Genomic DNA, 533 nt, shown 5'->3' on the forward strand with positions numbered 1-533 from the left:
CGCTGGATGCCGCGCTCGCCCAGCCCTGCGCACACCTCGTCCCGGTACGACTCGACCTCACGGCACTGCAACGGCAGGCCGACGAGATTCCGGCCCTGCTGCGCGCTCTGGTCCGCGCCCCCCGCAAACGCGCCGGACAGGCCGAACCGGGCGGCTCCGGACTTCGCGACAGGATCGCCGCCCTCGCTGACACGGAGCGTGTCGCAACTCTGACGCGACTGGTGCAGGCCGAGGCAGCGGTGATCCTCGGGATCGCCGAGGCGGACGGTGTAGGGGCGCAACAAGTCCTCAAGGAGCTGGGCTTCGACTCCCTGATGGCGGTCGAACTGCGCCGCCGTCTGTCCGCCGAGACCGGACTGACCCTCCCCTCGACCCTCGCCTTCGACTACCCGACACCCACCGCCATCGCCCAACTCCTCCTCGACAAGCTGCAGGTGGGGCAGGACCAAAAGCGCTCCGCACCCGGCCGCGGCCGCCGTAGGGCGGCGCCCGCCGACGAGCCGATCGCCGTGGTGTCGATGGCGTGCCGTCTT

Annotated in this window: 1 protein-coding gene; it reads left to right on the forward strand. The window is 71.3% G+C overall.

Features of this window, described 5'->3' with window-relative positions; translation table 11 throughout:
• A partial coding sequence (locus tag BIV23_RS45315; protein ID WP_177240276.1) for an acyl carrier protein occupies positions 1-533 on the forward strand: 533 nt, incomplete at both ends.

Origin of the sequence: Streptomyces monashensis, from assembly GCF_001866665.1 — a bacterium.
Lineage (GTDB): Bacteria > Actinomycetota > Actinomycetes > Streptomycetales > Streptomycetaceae > Streptomyces > Streptomyces monashensis.